Annotated in this window: 21 protein-coding genes; all 21 read right to left on the reverse strand. The window is 66.4% G+C overall.

Features of this window, described 5'->3' with window-relative positions; genetic code table 11:
* Window positions 1–77: 77 nt before the first annotated feature.
* The 21 genes from infB to murJ all read right to left on the reverse strand — a co-directional run bounded on the left by infB (window position 78) and on the right by murJ (window position 22,000).
* On the reverse strand, window positions 78–3,002 hold the full coding sequence (gene infB / locus LJD17_RS01650) for a translation initiation factor IF-2 (protein WP_227382222.1): 2,925 nt from the start codon (window positions 3,000–3,002) through the stop codon (window positions 78–80).
* 5 nt (window positions 3,003–3,007) lie between these two features.
* Window positions 3,008–3,670, reverse strand: a complete 663-nt coding sequence (locus LJD17_RS01655) for an RNA-binding protein (protein ID WP_227382223.1) — start codon at window positions 3,668–3,670, stop codon at window positions 3,008–3,010.
* A 29-nt stretch (window positions 3,671–3,699) separates the two neighbouring features.
* Entirely contained in the window at window positions 3,700–5,319 is a 1,620-nt protein-coding gene (gene nusA, locus LJD17_RS01660; protein WP_227382224.1) for a transcription termination factor NusA, read from the reverse strand.
* 5 nt (window positions 5,320–5,324) lie between these two features.
* Window positions 5,325–5,966: a ribosome maturation factor RimP gene (gene rimP / locus LJD17_RS01665; RefSeq protein ID WP_227382225.1), complete on the reverse strand. Its 642-nt coding sequence runs from the start codon at window positions 5,964–5,966 to the stop codon at window positions 5,325–5,327.
* A 501-nt stretch (window positions 5,967–6,467) separates the two neighbouring features.
* Window positions 6,468–7,148 carry a tRNA (guanine(46)-N(7))-methyltransferase TrmB gene (trmB, locus tag LJD17_RS01670; RefSeq protein WP_227382226.1) on the reverse strand — a complete coding sequence of 227 codons (681 nt, stop codon included), beginning with the start codon at window positions 7,146–7,148 and terminating at the stop codon, window positions 6,468–6,470.
* Between the two features lie 5 nt (window positions 7,149–7,153).
* The gene (gene metK / locus LJD17_RS01675; RefSeq protein ID WP_227382227.1) at window positions 7,154–8,332 is read right to left on the reverse strand and encodes a methionine adenosyltransferase; all 1,179 of its coding nucleotides are present in this window, start codon (window positions 8,330–8,332) and stop codon (window positions 7,154–7,156) included.
* 101 nt (window positions 8,333–8,433) lie between these two features.
* Window positions 8,434–8,850 (reverse strand): helix-turn-helix domain-containing protein, encoded by a 417-nt coding sequence (locus LJD17_RS01680; protein ID WP_227382228.1) that lies wholly within the window; start codon window positions 8,848–8,850, stop codon window positions 8,434–8,436.
* Window positions 8,851–8,896: 46 nt separating this feature from the next.
* On the reverse strand, window positions 8,897–10,483 hold the full coding sequence (gene lnt / locus LJD17_RS01685; RefSeq protein ID WP_227382229.1) for an apolipoprotein N-acyltransferase: 1,587 nt from the start codon (window positions 10,481–10,483) through the stop codon (window positions 8,897–8,899).
* A complete protein-coding gene (locus tag LJD17_RS01690; RefSeq protein ID WP_227382230.1) occupies window positions 10,480–11,511 on the reverse strand; it encodes a hemolysin family protein in 1,032 nt (343 codons plus the stop codon). Before LJD17_RS01690 ends, lnt begins: the two co-directional genes overlap by 4 nt.
* Window positions 11,512–11,543: 32 nt before the next feature.
* Complete coding sequence (gene ybeY / locus LJD17_RS01695; protein ID WP_264478246.1) at window positions 11,544–12,002, reverse strand: rRNA maturation RNase YbeY; 459 nt, start codon at window positions 12,000–12,002, stop codon at window positions 11,544–11,546.
* Between the two features lie 14 nt (window positions 12,003–12,016).
* Entirely contained in the window at window positions 12,017–13,030 is a 1,014-nt protein-coding gene (locus tag LJD17_RS01700) for a PhoH family protein (protein ID WP_406600755.1), read from the reverse strand.
* Window positions 13,031–13,107: 77 nt separating this feature from the next.
* A complete protein-coding gene (miaB, locus tag LJD17_RS01705) occupies window positions 13,108–14,466 on the reverse strand; it encodes a tRNA (N6-isopentenyl adenosine(37)-C2)-methylthiotransferase MiaB (RefSeq protein WP_227382233.1) in 1,359 nt (452 codons plus the stop codon).
* A gap of 49 nt (window positions 14,467–14,515) precedes the next feature.
* Entirely contained in the window at window positions 14,516–15,328 is an 813-nt protein-coding gene (locus tag LJD17_RS01710; protein WP_227382234.1) for a lysophospholipid acyltransferase family protein, read from the reverse strand.
* Window positions 15,325–15,780, reverse strand: coding sequence for a Fur family transcriptional regulator (locus LJD17_RS01715; protein ID WP_264478221.1), 456 nt, complete (start codon window positions 15,778–15,780; stop codon window positions 15,325–15,327). Before LJD17_RS01715 ends, LJD17_RS01710 begins: the two co-directional genes overlap by 4 nt.
* Before the next feature lie 46 nt (window positions 15,781–15,826).
* Complete coding sequence (locus LJD17_RS01720; RefSeq protein ID WP_227382235.1) at window positions 15,827–16,312, reverse strand: GNAT family N-acetyltransferase; 486 nt, start codon at window positions 16,310–16,312, stop codon at window positions 15,827–15,829.
* Window positions 16,313–16,324: 12 nt separating this feature from the next.
* On the reverse strand, window positions 16,325–17,008 hold the full coding sequence (gene tsaB / locus LJD17_RS01725; protein ID WP_227382236.1) for a tRNA (adenosine(37)-N6)-threonylcarbamoyltransferase complex dimerization subunit type 1 TsaB: 684 nt from the start codon (window positions 17,006–17,008) through the stop codon (window positions 16,325–16,327).
* Window positions 17,009–17,122: 114 nt separating this feature from the next.
* Window positions 17,123–17,713 (reverse strand): malonic semialdehyde reductase, encoded by a 591-nt coding sequence (locus LJD17_RS01730; protein ID WP_227382238.1) that lies wholly within the window; start codon window positions 17,711–17,713, stop codon window positions 17,123–17,125.
* Window positions 17,714–17,791: 78 nt separating this feature from the next.
* Window positions 17,792–18,352, reverse strand: coding sequence for a NifU family protein (locus LJD17_RS01735; RefSeq protein ID WP_227382240.1), 561 nt, complete (start codon window positions 18,350–18,352; stop codon window positions 17,792–17,794).
* Window positions 18,353–18,818: 466 nt separating this feature from the next.
* Entirely contained in the window at window positions 18,819–19,316 is a 498-nt protein-coding gene (locus tag LJD17_RS01740) for a universal stress protein (protein WP_227382242.1), read from the reverse strand.
* A 52-nt stretch (window positions 19,317–19,368) separates the two neighbouring features.
* Complete coding sequence (gene trpS, locus LJD17_RS01745) at window positions 19,369–20,409, reverse strand: tryptophan--tRNA ligase (RefSeq protein ID WP_227382244.1); 1,041 nt, start codon at window positions 20,407–20,409, stop codon at window positions 19,369–19,371.
* 67 nt (window positions 20,410–20,476) lie between these two features.
* On the reverse strand, window positions 20,477–22,000 hold the full coding sequence (murJ, locus tag LJD17_RS01750) for a murein biosynthesis integral membrane protein MurJ (protein ID WP_227382246.1): 1,524 nt from the start codon (window positions 21,998–22,000) through the stop codon (window positions 20,477–20,479).
* Window positions 22,001–22,190: the final 190 nt, after the last annotated feature.

Genomic DNA, 22,190 nt, shown 5'->3' on the forward strand with positions numbered 1-22,190 from the left:
ATTCAAAAAGAGGTCATGGCCGGGACGGGCCCGGCCATGACGATGAAGCGTTGGACAGTGACGAGGGGGAACGGCGCTTAAAGCGTCCGCTTCACCTCTTCCACGCGGTAGCATTCGATCAGGTCGCCGACGCGCATGTCCTGATAGTTCTCGAACGCCATGCCGCATTCCTGACCCGAGGTGACTTCGCGGGCATCGTCCTTGAAGCGCTTGAGCTGGGACAGCTTGCCTTCGTGGATCACCACGTTGTCGCGGATCAGGCGGACGTGAGCGCCGCGCTGGACCACGCCGTCGAGGACGCGGCAACCGGCGATCTTGCCGACCTTGGACACGTTGAACACTTCGAGGATCTGGGCTTCGCCGAGGCGCTCCTCGCGGAGCGTCGGTGCCAGCAGGCCCGACATGGCCGCCTTCACGTCATCCACGAGGTCGTAGATGATGTTGTAGTAGCGGATCTCGACGCCGGCCCGTTCGGCAGCCTCGCGGGCTTCCTTGTGGGCGCGTACGTTGAAGCCGAGCACGATAGCCCCGGAGGCTTCGGCGAGGGTGATGTCCGATTCCGAGATGCCGCCGACGCCGGCCTGAACCACGCGGGCTCCGACCTCCTCGGTTCCGAGCTTGTCGAGCGCTCCCACGATCGCTTCCGCCGAGCCCTGCACGTCCGCCCGGACCACGAGCGGGAATTCCTTGCGGCCCGCTCCGGCCTTCAGGTCGCGCATCATGTCCGCCAGGGTGCGGCCGGCAGCGCCCATGCGGGCCGCCTGACGCTCGCGCTTCTGGCGCGTCCGGTATTCGGTCACTTCGCGGGCACGGGCCTCGGACTCGACGACCGCCACGCGGTCGCCCGCTTCCGGAGTGCCGTTGAAGCCCAGGACCTCCACCGGAACGGAGGGACCAGCCTCCCTCACGGTGCTGCCGAGATCGTTGATCAGGGCGCGCACGCGACCCCATTCCGCGCCGGCCACGACGATGTCGCCGGTGTGCAGGGTGCCGCGCTGAACCAGAACCGTCGCCACCGGGCCACGGCCGCGATCGAGCTTCGCCTCGATGACGGTGCCTTCCGCCGAGCGGTCGGCATTCGCCTTCAGGTCGAGGATTTCGGCCTGGAGCTGGAGACCTTCGAGCAGGGTATCGAGGCCCTGGCCGGTCTTGGCCGAGACTTCGAACTCGAGGGTTTCGCCGCCCATCGATTCCACCACGATGGAGTGCTGGAGCAGCTCGGTGCGGACCCGCTGCGGGTTGGCGTCGGGCTTGTCGACCTTGTTGATCGCCACGATCAGCGGCACGCCCGCCGCCTGGGCGTGGGCGATGGCCTCGACCGTCTGCGGCATGACGCCGTCATCCGCCGCCACCACGAGCACCACGATGTCCGTCACCTTGGCGCCGCGGGCGCGCATGGCCGTGAAGGCCGCGTGACCGGGGGTGTCGATGAAGGTGATCTTGCCGCCGAGCGGCGAGGTCACCTGATAAGCGCCGATGTGCTGGGTGATGCCGCCGGCCTCGCCGGACACCACGTTGGTCTTGCGGATCGCGTCGAGGAGCGAGGTCTTGCCGTGGTCGACGTGGCCCATGATGGTCACGACCGGCGGCCGCGAATCCAGGTTCTCGTCCACGTCCGGCGTGTCGAACAGGCCTTCCTCGACGTCGGATTCGGCCACGCGCTTCACGGTGTGTCCGAGTTCCTCGGCGACGAGCTGCGCGGTGTCCGCATCGATCACGTCGGTGATCTTGTGCATCTGACCCTGCTTCATGAGCAGCTTGATCACGTCCACGGCGCGCTCCGACATGCGGTTGGCGAGCTCCTGGATGGTGATCGTTTCAGGAACCGTCACCTCGCGGGCGATCTTTTCCTTCTGCTCGATCTGCCGGTGACCCGTCAGGCGCTGGTTGCGGCGGCGGAACGACGCGACGGAGCGGGTCCGTTCATCGTCGGCCGACAGGGCGTTGGACAGGGTCAGGCGGCCACGGCGCTTTTCCTCGCCGGGGGCAGCCTTCGGCACCTTCGGCACGGCGACGGGCTTCGCCGCGGTGCCGGGACGCCGGATGGTCCGGGGATTCTCCTCGTCGTCGATCTCGACCGTGCGGGCCGCGACCGGCGGCGCCGTGCGGGCATTGGGCTTCGCGGTTGTCGGATCGGGCACGGCCGGTGCGGCCGGACGAGCCATGTGGTTGAGGCTCGGCGGACGGCCGCCGGTGGTGCCACCGCCGCTGCGGGGGCCGCCGAAACCGGACCGCGGACCCGAACCGCCGGGGCGGGGACCCGACGAGCGATCACCGCCGGCACGATCGCCGGAGGGACGCGGACGATCGCCGAAATTACGCTCCCGGTCGCCACCGGATCGCTCCGACGGGCCCCGGTCGCTGCGGGGACGCTCCTGGGGAGCTCCGGTGCTCTGGCGGGGGGCAGCAGCGGCAGCCGGTGCGGGCGCCGGCGCCTCGCCGAGGCGGCGGCGGGCCTGATCTTCGGCCACGCGCTTGCGTTCTTCTTCCTGACGACGGCGCTCTTCCTCCTCGCGCTTGCGCGCTTCGGCGGCCGCTCGCTCGCGGGCCTCGGAGGCTTCACGCTCGGCGCGGCGCGCGGCTTCGTCTTCCTGCCGCTTCCGGTCCTCTTCCTCGCGGCGGCGCGAATCGGCCAGCGCCAGGGCGCGGGCGTCGCGCTCCTGATCGGAGAGGGTGCGCAGCACCACGCCGGAGCGCGGTGCGTTGGAGGATGACGCGCCCGAACGCGGTCCGCGACCTTGCTGCGGCCGCGGGGGGGCGGCAGGAGCAGGTGTGGGCGCGGCCGGTGGTGCCGCCGCAGCCGGAGGCGGCGCGGCCTTCTGTTGTTCTGGCGCTCCGCCGGGACCGACGGGGCGACGCTTCACCGTCTCAACCACGACCGACTTGGACCGGCCATGGGAGAAGCTCTGGCGCACCACGCCTTGTTCGACGGGTCGCTTCAGTGAAAGCGTCTTGGACGACACATGGAGTGTCTTGTCGCCCGGGTTTTTCGTATCGCTCATTCCGCTCAATATCCTGCGGGTTTCAAAATCGTGGGTTCGCCGGTCTCGCTCTGGAGGCCAGCCTGATCGACATCGAGGCCGCAATATTCACGGTAACGATGCCAGCGGTTCAGAAAGCCGTCGCTCCCAGCGCCCGCGACGAGGGCAGCATGTATCACATGTGACCGGCCTAATGCCAAATCCAATTCGTCATTTGACAGTTCTTGGACGACCGGAAAGCTTGATATTGCGTCGCCGAGGCGTTTTCGCAACTGGTTCGCGATCTTTCGCCGCCCATCTTCGGCCGCTTCTGCGGCATGAATAAGGGCAACGAGAGGCTTTTCGGCGATCACCGACTCAACTTTGTGAAATCCGGTAACCACCGTGCCGGCCTTGTTCGCCAGCGAAAGACTTTGGCGCAGGTCCGTGCGGAGCGCCTGCCGGATATCGCCGGCCAGGGTTTCCGGCACCGTCACTTCCGCCTTGAAGGCACGGGGGAAGACGCGGCGACGAACCGCCTCCTCCACGACGTCGTGCCTGGCCGTGACCCAAACGCCCCGGCCGGGCAGCTTGTGCTTCAGATCAGGCACGACCTCCCGGTCGGGCCCAAGCACAAAGCGGATCAGCTCCGCCGACGGGTGGACCGTGCGGGTGACGATGCAGGTGCGCTCCGGTTCATGCCGCGGCACGGGTGCTGACCTCGCCTGACCATGGCCGGTTAGGAGGGTTGAGCCTCGGTCTCGGCTTCTTCCGCCGAGCCCTCGGTCTCCACCGGCTCCTCAGGAGCCTCGATCCAGCCGGCCTTGACGCGGGCCGCCATGACCATGGCTTCCGCTTCCGTGCGCGACAGGTCGAAGCCGTCGAGGGCGCCCGCATAGCGGGTCGCGTCCTGGCCGCGTCCCTCCGTCCAGCCGACGAGATCGTCGGTGGCGCAGCCGGCCAGGTCCTCGACCGTCTTGATGTCGTTCTCGCCCAAGGCCACGAGCATGGCCGTGTTGAGGCCTTCGATCTCCTTCAGTTCGTCGGCGACGCCGAGCTCCTGGCGGCGAGCTTCGTTCTCGCCTTCGATCCGGGCGAGGTATTCCTGGGCCCGGTTCTGGATTTCACCCGCCGTGTCCTCGTCGAAGCCTTCGATGGACGCCACTTCGGCCAGATCCACGTAGGCGATTTCGTCGACCGACCGGAAGCCCTCGGAAGCCAGAAGCTGTCCGACGACTTCGTCCACGTCGAGAGCGTTCATGAACAGCTCGGTGCGTTCGGCGAATTCCTTCTGGCGCCGCTCGGACTCTTCCGCCTCGGTGAGGATGTCGATGTCCCAGCCGGTGAGCTGCGAGGCAAGACGCACGTTCTGGCCGCGGCGCCCGATGGCGAGCGACAGCTGGTCGTCCGGCACCACCACCTCGATGCGGTCGGCCTCCTCGTCGAGCACCACCTTGACCACTTCCGCGGGCTGCAGGGCGTTGACGATGAAGGTCGCCTGATCCGGGGACCAGGGAATGATGTCGATCTTCTCGCCCTGAAGCTCGCCGACCACCGCCTGGACGCGGGAGCCGCGCATGCCGACGCAGGCGCCGACCGGATCGATGGACGAATCCCGTGAGGTCACGGCGATCTTGGCGCGGGAGCCCGGATCGCGGGCGACGGCCTGGACGGACACGATGCCGTCGTAGATTTCCGGCACTTCCTGGGTGAAGAGCTTCGCCATGAACTGCGGATGGGTCCGCGACAGGAAGATCTGCGGCCCGCGGGCTTCGCGACGGACGTCGAACAGATAAGCGCGGATCCGGTCGCCGGGGCGGAAGGTTTCGCGCGGGATGAGCTCGTCCCGGCGCACGATGGCCTCGCCGCGGCCGAGATCGGCGATCACGTTGCCGTACTCGACGCGCTTCACGACACCGTTCACGACCTCGCCGATCCGGTCCTTGTATTCCTGGTACTGACGATCGCGCTCGGCGTCGCGCACCTTCTGGACGATCACCTGCTTGGCCGACTGCGCGGCGATACGGCCGAAATCGAACGGCGGCAGGGTCTCGGCGATGCTGTCGCCCACCTGGGCGGCCGGGTTGTGACGGCTGCGGGCTTCCGAAAGGGTGATCTCGCGGGAATCGTTCTCGAGGGCGCCGTCGTCCACCACCAGGAGATGCCGCGACAGGCGCAGCTCGCCGGTCTTCGGGTTGATCTCCGCATGGATGTCGGTTTCGGCGCCATAGCGGGAGCGCGCAGCCTTCGCGATGGCGTCCGCCATGGCGTCCAGCACGATCTGCTTGTCGATCACCTTCTCACGCGCGACCGCATCGGCGATCTGCAAGAGTTCAAGCCTGTTGGCGCTTACAGCCATCGAGGTCACTCCTTGTTCGATTTCTTTGTCTGCGGGCTGCGCGGCTCAGGCGCGGATCCCGCAGAGTTGTCTTCTGAAACGTCCTGATCCGCATCCTCCGCGGGAGGCGCCGATCCGCGGCGTAAGGATTCCCGGATCAGCTCGTCGGTGAGGACGAGATGGGCTTCGCCCAGGTCGACCAGCCGCAGATGCACGATCCGCTCTTCGCCCTCTTTGACGTCCGGCAGTTCCACCGCCGCCATTCCGTCTTCGACGCCCCGGAGAAAGCCCCGGAAGCGCTTGCGGCCCTCGACGGGCACGGCCATCTCGATTTTCGCCTCGTAGCCCGTCCACCGCTCGAAATCGCTGACGCGCACGAGGGGACGATCGATCCCGGGCGAGGATATTTCGAGATAATACTCCCGATCGATGGGATCTTCGAGATCCAGGACCGGCGAAATCGCCCGGCTGATCGTCTCGCACTCGTCCACCGACATGGTGCCGTCAGGCCGCTCGGCCATGATCTGCACCGTGCAGCCATTGGTGCCGGTCACGCGGACCCGCACCAGATTGAAGCCCAGATCCTCGATCACCGGCTCGACAATCGCCGTGACCCGGGCAGCCACGCCGGATTCCGTCACCAGACGCTTGTCGCGATCATTCGCCATGCGCGTTCTGCAATCTCTCTCGAATTCCCGAAGCTCCGATCGCAACCAATAAAAAAGAGCGGACCCGGCGGGGCCCACTCCCGAACAGCAGTTCACACTGCAACCAGAGCTGACAGGGGAGATATACTGATTCCTGCCGGGAAACGCAAGGTTTACATCGGTCCCGGTCGCGCCGCCGTCATTCCGGGGCCACGCAGCGGCGCCCGGAACCCAGAGCCGCTGAGGATCCCGGAAAAGACGCAGCCGCTGCCGTAGTGCCCTATCTCGAACCGTTAGCGGTTATGGGTTCCGGGCTCTCGCTGTGCTCGCCCCGGAATGACAGAAGCGCCGCCACCGTCATTCCGGATTGCCGTCAGGCAAGTCCGGAACCCAGAGCCGCTGAGGATCCAAGGCAGATCGCCGGCAGCCATGGCTCTTTATCCTGAACTGCTAGCGTTTATGGGTTCCGGGCTCTTGCTCTGCTCGACCCGGAATGACAGGGAGAATTCATGGGGCGCGTGTTCAGAGGCGCGCGATTCTCAGATAGGACGGCACGCGGCCTTCCCGGATCGCCTTGGCCTCGTAGCGGGTGCCGGGCCAGTCTTCGTAGGGCTTGCGCCAATCGTCGGGCCCCGCCGCGATCCAGCGAAAATCCGTGGAGCGCAGGACGCGGGCCAGAACCCAGCCGATATAGTTGTCGATGTCGCTGGCGAACCGCAGCTCCGCGCCCGGTTTCATGACGCGGGCCAGCGTCTTCAGCATCTCGTCGGAGACCAGGCGGCGCTTGCGCTGCCGGCGCTTCGGCCAGGGATCCGGGTAGAGAATATAAACCCGGTCGAGGCAGGCGTCCGGCATGTGCGGCAGAAGGTCCGTGACGTCCTCGTCCCAGACACGCACATTGGCGAGCTTTTCGTGCTCGATCACGGCGAGGAGCTTGGCCATGCCGTTCACGAAAGGCTCGCAGCCGATGATGTTGATGTCGGGGTGGGCCCGGGCCTGCGCGGCGAGGTGCTCGCCGCCGCCGAAGCCGATCTCAAGCCAGGTTTCGCGGGCCGGCTCCGGGAAGACCGCGTCCGGCGCGGCGCCCGGCGTGAACCGCAGGGCGGGCAGGAGAGTGCGGACCAGATCGTCCTGGCCGGCACGCAGCCTCTTTCCTTTCCGGCGCCCGAAAAAGGCGCCGGCTCGTTCGGAGGCGTCGCTCATCGGATTCAGGCGAGGGACGTCTTGAGCGCGTCGGCGAGGTCGGTCCGCTCCCAGGAGAAGCCGCCGTCGCTGTCGGGCTTGCGGCCGAAATGGCCATAGGCGGAGGTGCGGGCATAGATCGGCTTGTTGAGGCCGAGATGGGTCCGGATGCCGCGGGGCGAAAGATCCATCGCATCCATGAGAACCGCCTCGAGCTTGCTCTCGTCCACCTTGCCGGTTCCGTGCAGGTCCACATAGATCGACAAGGGTTTGGCGACGCCGATGGCGTAGGAGAGCTGCAGGGTGCAGCGATCGGCAAGGCCTGCCGCCACCACGTTCTTGGCGAGATAGCGGGCCGCATAGGCGGCGGAGCGGTCGACCTTGGTCGGATCCTTGCCCGAGAAGGCGCCGCCGCCATGGGGAGCTGCGCCGCCGTAGGTGTCGACGATGATCTTGCGGCCGGTGAGGCCGCAATCGCCGTCCGGGCCGCCGATCACGAACTTGCCGGTCGGGTTCACGTGCCAGACGGTGTCGGCGGATACCCAGCCGGCCGGAAGGGTCTTGCGGATGTAGGGCTCGACGATTTCCCGCACGTCGTCCGAGGAAAGCTTCTCGTCCAGGTGCTGGGTCGACAGCACGATCTGGGTCACCCCGACCGGCTTGCCGTTCTCGTACTTCACGGTGACCTGGCTCTTGGCATCGGGGCCGAGAACCGCGGCGCCGTTGGCCTTGGCCTTGCGGGCCTGCGTCAGGTCTTCGAGGATCTTGTGAGCGTAGAAGATCGGCGCCGGCATGAGCTCGGGCGTCTCGTTGCAGGCGTAACCGAACATGATGCCCTGGTCGCCCGCGCCTTCGTCCTTGTTGCCGGCGGCGTCGACGCCCTGAGCGATATGGGCCGACTGAGCATGGAGATACACGGAGACTTCCGCGTTCTTCCAGTGGAAGCCTTCCTGCTCGTAGCCGATGTCCTTGATGGCGTCCCGGGCCAGCTCGATCACCCGGTCCTTGGTGATGGACTCGGGGCCGCGCACTTCACCGGCGATCACGACCCGGTTGGTGGTTGCCAATGTCTCGCAGGCGACCCGGGCTTCGGGCTCGGCGGCCAGATAGGCGTCAACCACGGAATCCGAGATCCGATCGCAGACCTTGTCCGGATGACCTTCGGAAACCGACTCGCTGGTGAAAAGATAGCTTGACCGCCGCACGACTATCGCCCCTTTGCGGAAAACAGAAAATGGCCTGCATTTGCAGGCCTTCGGGCATCGTCATGCCGCAGACATGCGGAAAGGTCAAGCGAACGCGTTCGTTAAGACGAACGTTCCTCGGTCTCGTCCTGAGAAGCCAGAACGGAGACAAGCTGGACGATGCTTCGCCGAATCTTGGGGTTCTTGATCGCCGTGAAGGTGCGGATCAGCTGCAGACCTTCGGGAGTCGACATGACCTCGGAGATATACGGAGAGCCTGCCTCTTCGGCGAAGCCCGATCCCGCCTTGCCGCTCCGGATGCCGTTGAAGAAGAAATCGATGTCGACGCCGAGGATCTTGGCAATATCGACGAGGCGGCCGACACTGATGCGATTGGTGCCCTTCTCGTATTTCTGGACCTGCTGGAAGGTCAGGCCAAGCATGTCGCCGAGCTTTTCCTGGCTCATGCCGACCGAAATGCGGCGCATGCGGACTCTGCTTCCGATTTCCTTATCGATGGAGCCGGTCGACTTCTTCATCAGAACACGCGTCCTCGCCAGATACCTTTAGGGCAATGGAGGCGAATCAAACCGGCGCAACACGCCGTCGATGCGCCATCGACGCCATTAAGCAGATCAGAAGCATGACAGTCAAAACAAACATATTGGAACGGGCCGCGAATGGCGCCGCGATCGCAACCGGCAAATCCACATCCAGAACGCCTTCCGCGCCAAGCTCCATGCGCGCGACCACACGGCCGTAGGGATCGACCACGGCAGATATTCCCGTATTGGCGTCGCGCACCAGAGGAAGACCTTCCTCGACCGTGCGCAGACGCGCCTGCGCGAAGTGCTGATAAGGGCCGGGCGTGCTGCCGAACCACGCATCGTTGGTCACGTTGAGAATAAGTTGCGGACGTTCTCCGTCTGGCAGAATCTCGCCGGGAAAAATCGCCTCATAGCAGATTGTCGCAGCAACCGGCGGAAGCCCCGGGACGCTCAGGACACCGCGCCGGGGACTCGGTTCGAAGCCGCCGGGAATATGAACGAACTGGCGAAGCCCGGCAGCCCTGATCAAAGCGTCGAGAAGTTTCGGCACGTATTCGCCGAAAGGCACGAGATGCACCTTGTCGTAGGAACCGACGATCGTTCCCCGGTCGTCGACGACCTGAATGGCGTTGAAGAACTTTCCGACTTCCTCGCCCGGAAGCGGTTCGTCCATGCGGGCGGCGCCGGTGACCAGATGGGTTCCGGGCGGGAGGAGCGTCGCGATCTGGTTGAGCTGGGCGGGACTGCGATGCAGCAGGAACGGAAAGGCGGATTCCGGCCAGATCACATGCGTCGGACTCTTTCCCTCCGGCGGAGCGGCGCTCAAGGTCAGGTAGCGCCGCATGATCACCTCCCGGTTGCCCGGGTGGAACTTGGCGTCCTGCGGCAGATTGGGCTGCATCAGGCGAAGGCGCACATCCGCAACGCTCGCCACCGGGGCAGCCGGCACGCGCCAAAAGCCGAAGCCCGCCATCGCGGCGAGAAGACCGAGAGCAAGGATCGGGGCTGTCCAGCGCCCGGATCGCGTGCGGCCCGGTCCGAGAAGGGCCGGGGAGGCGCCGATGCCGATCGCCAGGACGGTCAATCCGTATAGACCCACGAGGGATGCGCTCTGCATCAGCCAGATGTTCTGGCCGAGTGCCATGCCGAGCGTATTCCAGGGGAACCCGGTGAAGAGATGCCCTCGCAGCCACTCGCTCACCGCAAGGCCGAACGTGAAGGCGAAGATCCTTCCGGCGCCCGGCGACCACAAAAGACGCGCCGCCGCAAAGCCGAAGGCCGGAAAGAAGGCCAGGAGGGCCGGAAGGCCGAAAACCCCGAAGGGGAGAGCCCAGGCGAACTGATCCGCCTCGACCAGAAACGCCGCGCCGAGCCACCAGAGGCCTGCGACGAAGTAGCCGAAGCCCCAGAACCAGCCGTCGAGGGCCGCGGCCCTCAGCGTTTGCGGCCGCGTCCCGCGGGCGGTTCCATCCAGCAGCCAGACTGCCGGCGTCAGGGACAGGGCGAGGGCCGGAACAAAGCCGAACGGGGGCATCGCGAGCGCCCCGACAGCTCCCGCCCCGACAGCCAGAAGGCCACGCCGCCATCCCCGGGCGAGCGCGACGCGCTGTGTCAGGATTTTCATTCGGCGGCGGTACTTTCGGGCGGCAGGAATCCGTTGGCCGCGTCCAGGGCCGCCGGGGTGGTGCGGCGGTAGATGCGCAGGCGCTTCACCCGGCGCGGATCGGCATCGAGCACCTCGAATTCCAGGTTCTCCGGCCCCTCGATCACCTCGTTGCGGGACGGGACCCGTCCGGCGAGGGTGACGATGAAGCCGCCGATCGTGTCGATGTCCTCCGCGCCCTCTTCCTCGGTCAGGTCGACGCCCAGCGTCTCCTTGACCTCGTCGAGGCTGGCCCGGGCATCCGCGATGAAGGTGCCGTCGGAACTGGCCACCACGGCGACGGAGGCCGCATCGTCATGCTCGTCCTCGATGTCGCCGACCACCATTTCGACCAGGTCCTCGATGGACACGAGGCCATCGGTTCCGCCGTACTCGTCGATCACCAGAGCCATGTGGGTGCGGGTCGCCTGCATGCGCACCAGAAGATCGATGGCCGGCATGGAGCGCGGCACGAACAGAACCGGGCGCAGGATCTGGGCGGAGGCCAGGGTCATGGAAAAGTCGACCTGTCCCAGGCTCGGGCCGGGAGGCGGATTGCCGTCCTCGTCCTCCTGCGGACGCCCGTTGCCGGTATCGGCCCGCATGGCGATGAAATCGAGGAAGTCGCGGATGTGGACCATCCCCTTCGGGTCGTCGAGGGTTTCCCCATAGACCGGCAGGCGGGAATGGCCGGCCGTCCGGAACAGGCTGAGGAGGTCGCCGAGGCTCGTATCGGCGGACACCGCCACGATGTCGGCCCGCGGCACCATCACGTCATCGACGCGGATCCGGTGGAAGCCGAGGACATTCTTGAGCATCGCCCGTTCCTGGGGCGAAAAGTCCGTGTCCTCGACGGTTTCCGCGAGCGCATCCTCAAGATCGTGGCGGATGGAATCGCGGGATTTCAGTCCGAGACGGGTCAGAACCCGGTCGTACCAGTGCTCACGCAAACCCTCGTTGTCCGGAAGGATCCGGACGGGGCGGTCGTGACGACTTCGATCTTCGTTCATGTCTTTCTGAGTTCAGCCGAACCTGCAGGTGTTCAGGCTGCCATATCGCGATAAGGATCGGCGATGCCAAGGGTGGCGAGCGCTTTCACCTCAAGGGCCTCCATGACCTCCGCCTCCGCCTCGACCTCGTGATCATAGCCGAGGAGATGGAGGATGCCGTGGACAACCAGATGAGCAAAATGGTCCGCGAGGGTCTTGGATTCCTCCTCCGCCTCACGAACCAGCGTCTCATAAGCTAATGCAATATCCCCGAGATGGCGAGGGCCTTCGAAGCCCGGTTGCTCCGGCGCCGGAAAGGACAGGACGTTGGTGGCCTTGTCCTTGCCCCGCCATTGCCGGTTCAGCTCGCGGATGCTGGCGTCATCCGTCAGCATGACGCTGACCTCCGCGTCCTCGTCGGCGGCGTCCGCAACCGCCGCGGCCGCATTCGCGGCCCGCTGGGCCAGGCCTTCCGGATCCTCGAGGCCCGTCCAGTCGCCAGCCTCCACCATGGTGTCCAGGGCGATCACGACCGGCGATCCTGCTCCCGACGCGTATCCGCATCGTAGGCGGTGACGATCCGGCGCACGAGGTCATGGCGCACCACGTCCTGCTCCTTGAAGGTGACGCGGCCGATGCCCTCGACGCCGTTGAGGATCCGAACCGCTTCCACAAGACCGGACTTCTGGCCCGGAGGCAGGTCGATCTGGGTCGGGTCGCCGGTGATGATCATCCGCGAGCCCTCGCCGAGACGGGTCAGGAACATCTTCATCTGCATGGTGGTGGTGTTCTGCGCCTCGTCGAGGAGCACCACCGCGTTGGTGAGCGTGCGTCCGCGCATGAACGCGAGGGGCGCGATCTCGATCATGCCGGTCTGAAGACCCCGGTCCACATGCCGCGCCTCCATGAAGTCGTAGAGGGCGTCGTAGATCGGCCTGAGATAGGGATCGACCTTTTCCCGCATGTCGCCGGGGAGAAAGCCCAGACGCTCGCCCGCCTCGACGGCGGGACGGGAGAGAATCAGGCGATCCGCCTGCCCTTGCTCGAGCAGGGACACCGCGTAGCCGACGGCGAGCCATGTCTTGCCGGTGCCGGCGGGCCCTTCGGCGAAGACCATCTCGTGCTGCTTGAGCGCCTTGATATAGGCGTTCTGGGCCGCGTTGCGGGCCCTGACGGGGCCGCGCTTGCGGGTGGCGATCTGATCGAAGGCGGTCACGCCGGGCAGGGGCGGCTCCTCCTCGGCGGGAAACAGACTGCCCTGAAGGGTGCTTTCCTCGATGGTGCCGTCCACGTCTCCGGGGGCGAGAGGCATGCCCTGGCGGGCGCGCTCGTAAAGGCTCTCCAGAACGCGGCGGGCCAGTTCGGAGCCCTCGGGCGTCCCCTTGACGGTGACCCGGTTTCCGTTGGCGATGGCCACCACGTTCAGGCGTCGCTCCAGGTGGGCGAGGTTCTGATCGTATTGTCCGAAGACGAGACTGGCGAGGCGATTGTCTTCGAAGGTGAGGATGATTTCGGCTTCTTCCTCGACGCCGGGATGCAGGTGGCTGGGATTGCGGCCCTTCTGCGCTCGTGCGGTCACGTTGTCCGCTTGCCTCAAATGGCGTCTCCTCAGGTTGTTTAAGCCGCGACCCGGTCGCCGGCCTTGACCCATTCCCCGAACAAGCTGTTCGAGCCTGCCCGCACGATCCGAACCGTCACGACTTCACCGATCCGATGCGCATCGCTTTCGAAGTGCACCGGCTGCAGATAGGGCGACTTGCCGGCCATTTGCCCCGGATGACGTCCGGGTTTCTCCAACAGAACGTCCAGAGTCTGGCCTACGGTTCCGTGATTGAAAGCCTGTCTTTGGGTTTCCAACAGGTTTTGCAGGCGCGCCAAGCGCTCCGCCTTCACGGCTTCCGGCACCTGCTCGGCGATGTCCGCCGCGGGCGTTCCCGGACGGGGGCTGTATTTGAACGAGAACGAGCTCGTAAAGCCCACATCGGCCACGAGCCGCATGGTGTCCTCGAAATCGGCCTCCGTCTCCCCCGGGAAGCCGACGATGAAGTCGGACGACAGGGCGAGATTCGGCCGCACCGCGCGGATGCGCTCGATCAGGCGGCGGTACTCGTCGCCCGTGTGCCTGCGGTTCATGGCATCGAGAATGCGGTCGGAGCCCGATTGCACCGGCAGATGCAGATAGGGCATCAGCGCCGGAAGGTCGCCATGGGCGGCGATCAGCTCCTCGTCCATGTCGCGCGGATGGCTGGTGGTGTAGCGCAGGCGCACGATGCCCGGCACCTCCGCGAGGCGGCGCAGAAGACGCCCCAGGGACCAGACCAAGCCGTCCGGCCCCTCCCCGTGATAGGCGTTCACGTTCTGGCCGATGAGGGTCAGCTCTCGTACGCCGGCATCGGCGAGGCGCATGGCCTCGTCCAGGATCTTGGCCACGGGACGGGACACCTCGGCGCCGCGGGTATAGGGTACCACGCAGAACGTGCAGAATTTGTCGCAGCCTTCCTGGATCGTCAGAAACGCCGACACGCCCCGGCTCAGGGTCTTCTGGCGGCTCGGCTGGGGAAGGTGGTCGAACTTGTCCTCGATGGGGAATTCCGTGTCGACCACCCGCTCGGTCTGCGCCTTGCGCAGAAGCTCGGGCAGATGGTGATAGCTTTGCGGGCCCACCACCACGTCCACGACGGACGCGCGGTGGAGGATCTCCCGGCCCTCGGCCTGAGCCACGCAGCCGGCGACGATGACCTTCGTGTCCTGTCCCTGATGCGCTCGCTCCTGCTTCAGCTCCCGGACGCGCCCGAGCTCGGAATAGACCTTCTCGGCGGCCTTCTCGCGGATGTGGCAGGTGTTGAGGATGACGAGATCCGCATCCTCCATCGCGGCTGTTTCGCTGTACCCTTCGGTCGCGAGAACGTCCGCCATGCGCTCGGCGTCATAGACGTTCATCTGGCAGCCATAGGATTTGACGAAGACTTTTTTCACGCTCGGCGGACCTGTGCTGGGGATCGGGAAAACGAAACGGAGCGCCCTTTTAAAGCTTTTGGCCCGACAAGAGAATAGCGGCTCTTTCGCGCCCCTCGTCCGATCTGAGCGCCTGCCGGACCGCCGCCTCGGCGGAAGCCGTCGCTTCCTTGCGGTTGCCGTTGAACGGAATCGGCTCGCCCCACGTGACGATCACGTCGAGAGGGCGGCCTTCAAGGAAGACCTTCAGGTGCGGCGCAAGCTCCATGTCGCCGTACCAGGCGATGAAGGGCCGCTCGCGCCGGGTCACGGGCAGGCCGTCCCGGCGGATGTAGGCGATGGCGAGCGGCTGGAGAAAGACCTGTTCCACGCCGTCCTGCATCAGGGCCGCCTGCGCGGCTCCCACAAGGGAGGAGCGGAACGGCAGAAGCCGGTTGCCGTCGCCCGTCGTGCCCTCGGCGAACAGCACGATCGTCTCGCCCTTCACGAGCCGGTGCGCCAAGGCGTCATTCACCTCCGCGGTCGCTTTCTTGCGCTGCCGGTCGATGAACACCGACCGCTGCAGCCGGGCGAACAGCCCGACCACCGGCCAGCCTTCGATTTCGGATTTGGCGATAAACGAGACGGGATGCAGCGATCCGATCACCGGAATGTCGAGCCACGACACGTGATTCGCGACCACCAGGGTCGCCGCATCGCCCGGAGGCCGCCCGCGTTCGATGACCCGGACATTGAAAAGGCGCACGAGAACCGTGTGGAACCAGACCGGAAGCACGTGAAGGATCCGCCAGTTCAGGCGAATCGCCAGCATCTGCAGGGGCACGAGGCACAGGCCGACCAGCGCAAGGCACAGAAGGCGCAAAAACACGGCGATTCGCGTCACGCTTCATCCTTGTCGAGCGGAACGGCATAAAGCTCCAGCCGGTGATACACGACCTTGTAGCCGAGCCTCCTGGCGATTTCCGTCTGGAGGGCCTCGATCTCGTCCGAGTGGAACTCGATCACGTCCCCGGTTTCGAGATTGATCAGATGATCGTGGTGTTCCCGCGCCGCCTGCTCGTAGCGGGAGCGGCCGTCGCGGAAATCGAGCCGCTCGATGATTCCCTGGGTTTCGAGGAGCTTCACGGTCCGGTACACGGTGGACAGGGAAATGCGCTCGTCCACCGCGGCGGCGCGGCGATGGAGCTCGACCACGTCCGGATGATCGGCGGCATCGTCGAGGATACGGGCGATGATCCGGCGCTGACCGGTCATGCGCAGGCCCTTCTCGCGGCAGGCGCGCTCGATCGCGTCGGACCGCCGGATCCGTGCCGATTTGCTGTTCCGTTCCGCCAAGATTGCCACTCCTGGAGATGCTTATAGGTGACGCGCCCCGCCGCGGCTATAGGTCGAGCGCCATCGTCAGGGCGGTGGCCCGCGTCCCGTCGTCCTTCAGATAATACCCCGGACGGCGGCCGGTCTCACGGAATCCGCGCCGCCGGTACAGGGCAAGCGCCGGGCCGTTGCCGTCTTCCACCTCCAGATGCACCTGGCGCACGCCCTGGCCCGACAAGGCATGGAGATGGGCGTCGAGGAGCCGGCCCGAATGGCCCTTGCCCCGCTCCGCCGGAGCAATCGCGACGGTGAGGATTTCCGCCTCATCGAGCACGACCCGGGACAGGATGAACCCCATGGGCTGCGCCGCGCGGCCGATGAACAAGCCGTCCGCCACATGGCCCCGTTCTCCCAGCAGTCGGGCGAAATCGTGGCTGCTCCAGGCGCGCGCGAAGGCGCTTGCGTGAATGGCCGCCAGACGGGCCGCCGCTTCGGTCCCAATGGGGGCGATCCGGATCCCCGGAGGGCGAAGAAATCGATCAAGAACGCTCATGGCCGACGATGCTCATCGCCGGGCGATGCGGGCCCCGTCCTGCGGCTTGGCGTCGGGCTCGCGGAGATAAAGAGGCTTGGGCAGCGCCTGTGCCGGGTCGGCCATGGCTCCGAGCCGGGCAACCCAGGCGATGTCGGGTCCGGGCGCATCGTCGCTGATCGCCACCTCGATCCCCTGCGCCCGCGCCTCGGCCGTCAGGGTGTTCGCCGCGGTTCCGGCCACCAGGAGCGGACCGGATCCGAGCAGGCGAAGCGCCTCCCGATAGCCCATGAGGCTCGGCGGGATGACGGCGCGTCCCCCGGCTCCGATCGCCTGCACGTAGATCTGGCCATGCTTGGCGTCGATGGCGGCGGTGAACAGGCCGCGCCGCTCGCCGGTCATGAGGGGGGCCAGAAACGCCGAGAGGGTCGCGACCCCGACCACCGGAATGCCGGCCGCAAGACCGATGGCCCGGGCGGCCGAGATGCCGACCCGCAGGCCCGTATAGCTGCCGGGGCCGACGGTGACCGCGACGCGGCTCAGGGTGCCGAATCCGCCATCCACCTGCGACGTCACTCGGTCGATGAGGGGCAGCAGGGCCTCCGCATGGCCCCGCTCCATCGGGATCGTTTCACGGGCCAGGGGCTCGGGCGCTCCCGATTCCCAGAGGCAGGCCGAGCAGGCGCTCAGCGCGGTATCGATGGCGAGGATGCGCAACCTTGAACTCCGTTCGATCCTGTTTCTTTAGAGCAAGTTCGGGACAGGAGGGAATGGGGTTTCTCATCACGCCGCCCGCAAAAGCGCGTCCGGCGCGCCCGAAGGCCGAAACCGTCATGCGATCCGGCAGAACGCGTCGAACGCGAAGCGGGGCTGGCGGGGATGGAGTTTCTCGCGCACGCCGTAGCCGAGGTTGATCAGGAAATTCGACTTGATCTTGCCGTCCGGAAAGAAGGCTTCGTCGACCCCCTTGCGGCTGAAGCCCGACATGGGCCCGCAATCGACCCCGAGCGCGCGCGCGGCCATCATCAGATAGGCTCCCTGCAGGCTCGAATTGCGGAAGGCCGTTTCCTCGATCACCGCCGGCTTGCCGGCAAACCAGCTGCGGGCGTCGGGGCTGTGGGGAGCGAGATAGCCGAGCTTTTCGTAGAACTCGGTGTCGTAGGCAACGATGGCCGTCGCCGGAGCGCTCATAGTCTGGCGGACATTGCCCTCGTCGAGATGCGGGCGAAGCTTGTCCTTGGCTTCCGGTGACACCACGAACACGAAGCGCGCCGGGGAGCAGTTGGCGCTGGTCGGCCCCAGCTTCGCCAGGTCGGCGATGGCCTGCAGGGTTTCCGGCGTCAGAGGCGTGCCGTCCCACCAGCGGAAGGTGCGGGCATCGCGAAAGATCTGATCGAGAGCATCGTCGGACAGGGCAGCCAAGGAGACCTCCAAAGAAAAAGCGCGGCTTTGGGCCGCGCTGACATTCTAGGGCAGGTCCGGGCGAAAGGGACAGGCGGATCAGACCGCCTGCACTTCACGGACATCCGGCAGGAAGTGCCGCAGCAGGTTCTGGATGCCATGCCGCAGGGTCGCCGTGGACGAGGGGCAGCCGGAGCAGGCCCCCTTCATGACGAGATAAACGGTTCCGTCCTTGTAGCCCCGGAAGGTGATGTCGCCGCCGTCGCCCGCAACGGCCGGACGGATGCGGGTTTCCAGCAATTCCTTGATGGTCGCGACGGTGGGCGCGTCGTCCTCGTCGAAGAATTCCTCGCCGTCTTCCTCGCTCATGCCCATCCCGTCCCGGAACAGGGGGGCGCCGGTCATGAAATGCTCCATGATCGCCCCGAGGATGGCGGGCTTCAGGTGCTGCCATTCGCCATCGGCCTTGGTGACGGTGATGAAGTCGTAGCCGAAGAAGACACCGGTGACGCCCGGCACGGAAAACAGTCTCCCGGCCAGGGGCGAGGCGTCGGCGGCATCGAGCGTCCGGGCTTCGAAGGTGCCCTCCGGCATGACGACGCGGCCGGGCAGGAACTTCAAGGTCGCGGGATTGGGAGTCGCTTCAGTCTGAATGAACATCGGTCTTTCCTCTGCGCCGGTTCAAGGCCGGCCGAGCGTGAAGAGCCCGGAATGGGCTTGGAATCGTTCTAACAGGTTCTGCGGAAGATGTGGAATGGGGAGAGGAGGATTCCAAGGGTGAAATCCCCGCATCCCCGTCATGCCGACCTCCCGTCATTCCGGGGCGCCGCAGGCGAGCCCGGAACCCATACACGCCGAGGGTGCCGGAAAAGACGCGACGGCCACCATAGCGCTCTCTCCTGTGACGTTAGCGGTTCTGGGGTCCGGGCTCCGCTGCGCGGCCCCGGAATGACAGGAGCGCCACCCCGTCATTCCGGATTGCCGTCAGGCAAGTCCGGAACCCATAACCGCTGAGCTTTGCGAGGGGGGCTGTCGTTGCGTCCCATTCTGCGCCGTTAGCGGATATGGGTTCCGGGCTCTCGCATCCGCTCGCCCCGGAATGACGGGAGGGTCCGGCGTGGGAGAATCACCCCGCCAGGGCGTCGATTTCCTCATCGGTGAGGCTGCCCGGAACGATGACGATCGGAACCGGAAAAGTGGACGCGGCCCGCCCGGCCAGGGTGGAGACGAGGGGCCCGGGGCCCTCCTTGCCGGTTCCGGCCGCGAGCACCAGGAACGAGATGTCCTCGTCCTCGTGAATGAGGCGGATGATCTCGTCGGCGCGGGGGCCGACCCGGATCGCCAGCTCCGGCTCGACACCGGCGGCGCTGCGGGCCTCGCCGGCCGCCTCTTCCAAAAGCTTGCGCGCCTCGTCCTGCGCTTCTTCGATCATGGCCTCGCCGACGCCGATCCATTCGAAATTATCCGGAGGATCGACCACGGCCAGCATGATCATGCTGGCGCCCGTGCGGGCCGTGCGCCGCGCTGCGAAGTGGACGGCGCGGGCACATTCGGCGGTCGCGTCGACCACCACCATGAATTTCGGCCGGTGGCCGGCCTCATAGGATTGGCGCTTGCCGCTCAAAGCCTGTCTCCCGGTTCAGGCCGCCGCATCATCGCGACGGCCGGAGAGGAACCTAGCGCGCCCGCACGAAGCCGACGATATCCTTCACCGCATCCATGGTCTGCGCGGCGAGGACCCTGGCCTTGTCGGAACCCTCCGCCAAGATCGCGTCGATATGGCCCGGGTCGGCCATTAGGCGGCGCATCTCGCCGGCGACCGGCGAGAGTTTCGCCACCGCCACGTCCACCAGGGCGGCCTTGAAGCCGGAGAACTGCGCGCCGCCATGTTCGCGCAGCACGTCGGCGGGGTTCGTGTCCGTGAGGGCCGCATAGATCGCCACCAGATTGTCCGCCTCGGGCCGCGTCTTCAGACCCTCGACCTCCGACGGCAGCGGCTCCGGATCGGTCTTCGCCTTGCGGATCTTCTGGGCGATGGTGTCGGCATCGTCCGTCAGGTTGATGCGCGAATAGTCGGACGGATCCGATTTCGACATCTTCTTCGAGCCGTCGCGCAGGGACATGACGCGGGTCGCCGGACCTGCGATGAGCGGCTCGGTGAGCGGGAAGAACGCGTCCCCGAAGCCGTGCTCCGCGATCGACTCGCTGAAATCGTTGTTGAATTTCTGCGCGACGTCGCGGGTCAGCTCGAGGTGCTGCTTCTGATCCTCGCCCACGGGGACATGCGTCGCCCGGTAGACCAGGATGTCGGCCGCCATGAGCATCGGATAGGCGAAGAGGCCCACGGAGGCGTTCTCCCGGTCCTTGCCGGCCTTTTCCTTGAACTGGGTCATGCGGCTCGCCCAGCCCATGCGGGCGATGCAATTGAACACCCAGGCGAGCTCGGCGTGCTGGGACACCTGGCTTTGGTTGAACACGATGTGCCTGGACGGATCGATGCCGGCGGCCAGAAACGCCGCGGTCACTTCCCGAATCTGCCGTTTGAGTTCCTTGGGGTCCTGCCAGACGGTGATCGCATGCATGTCGACGACGCAGTAGATGCAGTCGTGAGTCTCCTGCATGGCCACGAAGCGCTTGATGGCGCCGAGATAATTGCCGAGATGGAGATTGCCCGTCGGCTGAACGCCCGAAAACACGAGCTCCTTGAATTGCGCCATCCTGATCGACTCCCACGCTTGTCGCGGCGGCGGTTATGACAGGGCCGGTCCGCGATGCAAGCGCTCCTTAAGGCTTTTTCGTCAGGAGCGCGAGATCCCGCCCTGTCACGGCGCCGAACAGCCATGCGGCTGCCGCATAAAACGCAAGGCCGCCCAGACAAAGGACAGCCAGGCCGGGAATCCGCGGCTCCGGCATCAGGTAGCGCAGACCGGCGAGGAAAAGCCCCATCGCGATCGTCGCAAGGCCGATTCCGGCGATCTTGCCCATGATCTCGCGGTCCAGCCGCCAGAGCCCGGCGCGACGCAGGAGAAATACCATCGCGCCGGCATGCGCGAGGCAGCCGAGGCTGATCCCGAGGGCGATCCCGCCCATGCCGAACAGAACGCCAAGGAGCGCAGCCCCGCCGATCGTCACCACGATGCCGGCCACGGCCGCAAGAAGCGTTCCGCGCAGGGAGCCCCGCGCGAACAGGGTCTGGCTGAGAACTTTCCCGGCCGTCGCAAACGGGAGGCCCGCGCTCAGGCCCATGAGCACGAGCGCCGTACCGCGGGCATCCTGCGGATCGAAAGCGCCGCGCTGGAACAGAACCGTGCTGATGGGCTCGGCCAGGATGACGAGGGCGGCGGCGGCGGGCAGGGCCAGAAACAGCGCGAGCGCGAGGGCGCGGTTCTGCGCCACCACCACCGCATCGGTCCCGCCGTCCCGGTGGCGGGAGGCGAGTTCCGGCAGGAGGACGCTGGCGGCCAGGGCCGCCATCAGCCCGAGGGGAAGCTGCATCACCCGTTCCGCGTAATAGAGCCAGGACACGCCGGAGGGCCAGAACGAGGCCACCTGGGTGCCGGCCAGGACGAAGAGCTGGACGGCACCGCTTGCCACGAGGGCCGGCAGTCCCGCCAGGAGCAGGCTCTTCAAGGCCGGAGACCAGACGGGACGGCGAAAGCGCACGGGCTTGTCCTCTCCCGAGGCAAGAGCCGCGGCGATCAGCCCGAGCTGCAGGAGCCCGGCGACGCTCGACGCAACGGAGAGCCAGGCCGCCTGCCGTTCCGGCGCGAGGGCCAGACCCTGGCTGATCGCCACGAGCGCGAGAATCAGGCCGCCATTGACCACGAGCGGCGCGAAGGTCGCGGCCAGATAGCGGCGGCGGACGTTGAGAAAGGCGGCTCCGATCGACGCGAGCGTCACCCCGAATACCGCCGGAAAGGCGAGGCGGGTGTAAAGCGCGACCAGTTCGGGCACGCCGTCCTGTGACGCGAGGCCCGGCGCCACCAGAAGGCCGATCGCGCCCGCCCCGACCTCCACCACCGCCACGATTCCCAGAAGCAGGCATCCGAACACGAGGGTGACGTTGCCCGCCATCGTGGCCGCCTCGTCCGGCTCCAGGCGCGTGAGGCTGGGGACCAGGGCGGGATTGAGGCCGCCTTCGGCGACGACCCGGCGCACCAGGTTCGGCAACCGGAAGGCCGCCAGAAAGGCATCCGCCACGGGGCCCGCCCCGAGCACCTGCGCAAACAGGATATCCCGGACGAAGCCGAGAATCCGCGACGCGACAGCGCCGACGCCGACCAGGAGTGAGGAGCGCAAAAGCGACATGGACGCCGCGCTTAGCCGTTCCTGGAGAAATTGTCTAAGCGCGATTGGGGAAATTCCGAGCCCGCCCCGGAGATGCGCCCCGGAATGACAGCGGCGCTTCCGTCATTCCGGGGCGCCGAAGGCGAACCCGGAACCCATAGCCACTGGCGATGCAGGAGAAGGCGCACCGATTGCCGCCCGAGTCCTTGTG

The organism is Microvirga rosea (assembly GCF_020595095.1).
In the GTDB taxonomy this organism is placed as follows: domain Bacteria; phylum Pseudomonadota; class Alphaproteobacteria; order Rhizobiales; family Beijerinckiaceae; genus Microvirga; species Microvirga rosea.

Bases quoted from the DNA above. Each gene is read 5' to 3' on its own strand.
- LJD17_RS01680 (WP_227382228.1), bottom strand. From the start codon at position 8,850: ATGAAGAAGTCGACCGGCTCCATCGATAAGGAAATCGGAAGCAGAGTC.
- LJD17_RS01720 (WP_227382235.1), bottom strand. From the start codon at position 16,312: ATGAGCGTTCTTGATCGATTTCTTCGCCCTCCGGGGATCCGGATCGCC.
- infB (WP_227382222.1), bottom strand. From the start codon at position 3,002: ATGAGCGATACGAAAAACCCGGGCGACAAGACACTCCATGTGTCGTCC.
- LJD17_RS01690 (WP_227382230.1), bottom strand. From the start codon at position 11,511: ATGAACGAAGATCGAAGTCGTCACGACCGCCCCGTCCGGATCCTTCCG.
- trpS (WP_227382244.1), bottom strand. From the start codon at position 20,409: ATGGCGCAATTCAAGGAGCTCGTGTTTTCGGGCGTTCAGCCGACGGGC.
- rimP (WP_227382225.1), bottom strand. From the start codon at position 5,966: ATGGCGAATGATCGCGACAAGCGTCTGGTGACGGAATCCGGCGTGGCT.
- lnt (WP_227382229.1), bottom strand. From the start codon at position 10,483: ATGAAAATCCTGACACAGCGCGTCGCGCTCGCCCGGGGATGGCGGCGT.
- nusA (WP_227382224.1), bottom strand. From the start codon at position 5,319: ATGGCTGTAAGCGCCAACAGGCTTGAACTCTTGCAGATCGCCGATGCG.
- trmB (WP_227382226.1), bottom strand. From the start codon at position 7,148: ATGAGCGACGCCTCCGAACGAGCCGGCGCCTTTTTCGGGCGCCGGAAA.
- LJD17_RS01735 (WP_227382240.1), bottom strand. From the start codon at position 18,352: ATGTTCATTCAGACTGAAGCGACTCCCAATCCCGCGACCTTGAAGTTC.
- murJ (WP_227382246.1), bottom strand. From the start codon at position 22,000: ATGTCGCTTTTGCGCTCCTCACTCCTGGTCGGCGTCGGCGCTGTCGCG.
- ybeY (WP_264478246.1), bottom strand. From the start codon at position 12,002: ATGGTGGAGGCTGGCGACTGGACGGGCCTCGAGGATCCGGAAGGCCTG.